Source organism: Blautia sp. RTP21359st1_E11_RTP21359_211015 (genome assembly GCF_040910705.1).
In the GTDB taxonomy this organism is placed as follows: domain Bacteria; phylum Bacillota; class Clostridia; order Lachnospirales; family Lachnospiraceae; genus Blautia_A; species Blautia_A fusiformis.
On sequence record NZ_JBDGAB010000106.1, the window covers coordinates 1 to 3,077 of the forward strand.

Annotated in this window: 4 protein-coding genes; all 4 read right to left on the minus strand. The window is 57.8% G+C overall.

From position 1 onward, the window contains the following. Window positions 1-89: 89 nt before the first annotated feature. A complete protein-coding gene (locus tag AB5026_RS18740; protein ID WP_368121192.1) occupies window positions 90-731 on the minus strand; it encodes a Rep family protein in 642 nt (213 codons plus the stop codon). Window positions 732-793: 62 nt separating this feature from the next. Then, window positions 794-1,063, minus strand: coding sequence for a type II toxin-antitoxin system RelE/ParE family toxin (locus tag AB5026_RS18745; RefSeq protein WP_035138972.1), 270 nt, complete (start codon window positions 1,061-1,063; stop codon window positions 794-796). Continuing rightward, window positions 1,047-1,283, minus strand: coding sequence for a ribbon-helix-helix domain-containing protein (locus AB5026_RS18750; protein WP_035138971.1), 237 nt, complete (start codon window positions 1,281-1,283; stop codon window positions 1,047-1,049). Before AB5026_RS18750 ends, AB5026_RS18745 begins: the two co-directional genes overlap by 17 nt. 43 nt (window positions 1,284-1,326) lie before the next feature. Then, a complete protein-coding gene (locus tag AB5026_RS18755) occupies window positions 1,327-2,559 on the minus strand; it encodes a plasmid recombination protein (protein ID WP_368092396.1) in 1,233 nt (410 codons plus the stop codon). Between the last annotated feature and the right edge of the window lie 518 nt (window positions 2,560-3,077).

Genomic DNA, 3,077 nt, shown 5'->3' on the forward strand with positions numbered 1-3,077 from the left:
CAATTCCGCAATCCGTGAACGAGTCGGCTTAGATCTGCGCGAGCGCAGACCACGCCGCCCCGTAGTCACGCATTGCTGCATTGACCCGACTACTCTTTGGCACCTGACTGTTCCACGCACTTGCGCTTACGTTCGGCGTTCAGATAGTTCCCGCGACAATAGCGCTCGAGAATCGAGTTGTACCCCACGATGATTTCGCGGTACTGCTCGGGAAACTCCCTCAGCGCCGCAGCCGTGAAATCGTTGATGGTCTCGAACCTCTCGCACATGATGAAGCCGACCAACTCGAAGAGCATGTCCTGCTTGTCCTTAGTCGAGAGCTGTTCGAGCTGACCAATGTCGAAGTTGTTTCCCTCGATGCGTGCTTCGACCGGATACAGCTCCTTGCCCTTCTTGCGACAGGAAGCCGTGTCGTGAATCAGATAGTCATACGCATGCCTGATGCTGTTGATTGGCTCGGCTGACGAACAGCACTTCTTGCCGTCCGCGCTCAATCGGTTCAAGACGTTGATGATTGCCTTGCGTGTCGTGTTGCCGCCCCAGACAACAATGACGTGCGCATGCGTCTTGCGCTGCTTGCTCTTCTGGTCATGGTCTATGTCGTGAACCGCATAAGCGAAAGGCACTTGAAGAATGTCGTCTATCTCGTCCTGCCAGTCATCGCGCATGTTCTCTGGGTAGCAGATGCCCTCCCAGAGCTTCACCTTCGTCTCGCCAGCGTTTGCCGCCATGCTATAATCTCCTTGTCTCGAATGCCCCTGCTGCCGCCAAGCTTGCTGGGGCTTTTCTTTTTTTATCTGCGCTTGTAAACCTCGCGTCTATGCGCAACATCGACCACGAGAATGACGAGCCTGCCGTCATTGATGTCGCACAGGATTCGGTAGTCACCGACCCTGTATCGCCACACGCCTGCCAAGTTTCCCGTCAATGCCTTGCCCCTGCTTCTTGGGTCTTCGAGCTTCGCTATCTCGTCAAGCTCGTCAAACACCCGCGCGGCAACGCCCTTATCGAGCTTGCGCATCGCCTTGTCGGCGTTCCTCGTGAAATCAATTCGCCAGGCCACAGTGCGCCCTTACCTCGTCGATGCTGTAGGTCTCAAGCCTGCCAGCACGATAGTCCTCGATATCCTTGAGAATCCCGTACTCGTACTCGAAACGGTCGATAGCTTCTTGCAGGGCTTCGTTAACGTAGAAGCTCCTCGACCTGCCAGTCTCCTTCGCAAGACGGCTGTAGCGCTCGTTCAACTCGGTTGGAATCCTCATTGATGTGACCGCGGTAGCCATGTCGCACCTCCTTGTCGTGTATTACAGGTACTACTATAACACATCATCTAGCCCGCCCGCGATACGTCCTCTGCGGTGCAGCGTGGTCGCGGTTCCACGCATCCGCCGCCCGCTGCGCATCGCGCAGCACGTCATTAAGGCTCTGTTGCCTTGGCTGTTCCCTGCGCATCAGATATTCGAGCGGGCGCGATATTCGGCTTCTAAGCTCTTCCACTTTGATTCGCATTCCCGCAACTCCTGCTCTGATGCGGCTCGCGAGTCCATCGCACTTAACAACGATGTTATCGAGGATTGCGCCGCGCTCAGCTTTTCCCGCAGCTTCCCAGCCCCGAACCTCGGCAGCGATGGAGCGAAGCTCTCCAACGTCTCGCGCAACTCCGTCCGCTCGTTGCCGAAGACACTCCAATCGGTCTTGCTCATCTTCGATATCGAGCTTCACGTCCTCGAGCTGGCTGTCAAGCTCGGCAAGGTCACCCTCCTTGTCGGCAATCTCGGTAACAAGCTCTGCCTTACGCGCTTCGGCATCATTTAGCAAAGCGGCGGCTTCTTCCCTAGCCGCCGCGACGATTCGCGCCGCTTCGTCCTTCGCAGGTTCAACCACGGCCTTATCGACCGCACAGCGTACCTTGTCGATATCCACGGACTTGTCCGTGTACACGCGCTGCGCCCGCGTCTCCTCGTCAAGCTCGATTGCAGGGCGGTAGCCCATGCGCCCCTCTAGGTAATCCCCAAGCTCCTTGTGCATGCTCCGGTAGAAGCTGCGGGGGCACATCTGCTTGTAGTTGAACCGTCCATCTAGGATGGGCGTGAACGGCACGTGCATGTGGTCGCGGGCGGGCGTGCCGTCCTTCAGCACCTCGTCCTTGTGGACGTACCCGCCCATCATGTTCTCGATGCCGAACTTCTTCGACAGGTACCAGTACGTGAGACGGAAGAACCTGTCCTCATCGCCCTTGCGCACATTGTCGGGAAGCGTCACAACAACGTCAGCCATAACGACCGCATCCTTGCGCGTGGCGCGCTTCCCAGCCGCCTTCTGGGCTTCGTTCACGCGCTCGATGCGGCTCTCCACCGTGCCCCAGTTCGGCTCGCTCTCGCGCGGCTCCACGCGCCCCACAACGAGCTTGCCGTCCTTGTTGGTGTAGTGACCGACAACCAAGTCGTTCTTGATGCGCTCGGGGTCGATGTTGTCGCGCTCCAGGCTGCTGCGGTCGCGCCTATAGTGGGCGAGCATGTGCCCGACCGATTGAGCCTTGTACTTCGCTATGTGTGCCATGTCAGAACCGCCTTGCGTCAGATTTTAGCCGACTAAAGTCTAGCACGTTAGACCTTAGCTGCGCTAAGGACGTGCCCTGCGGGGCTTCTCCGCAATCCTCCCAGCGGTCGAGATTGCTGCGCGTCATCGGTGGCGGCACCTCTTCCTTGCCCGCTCGGCTGCGCCGAGATGGAGGGACTTCGCCCCTCCAAACCACCCCGCAAATCACTGTCGGTATCGGATATCGGATTCCCATGGGCGAGGTCGTAGTACCTCGCCCCCCTGTGGTCATTTGTCATTTGTCATTTGTCACATTATTTTTCGGACGTAGTTAGCGAAAAATAATGAGCCGCCCGATTCTGCAGGTCTCATCCAGTCGAGACACGGGCAAGGAAAGGGTCGATGGAGCAGAGCGTCCATCGACCCTTAATCAAGTCTGGTCTATTCGGTTGGCCGTCGCGTCAATTCCGCAATCCGTGAACGAGTCGGCTTAGATCTGCGCGAGCGCAGACCACGCCGCCCCGTAGTCACGCATTGCT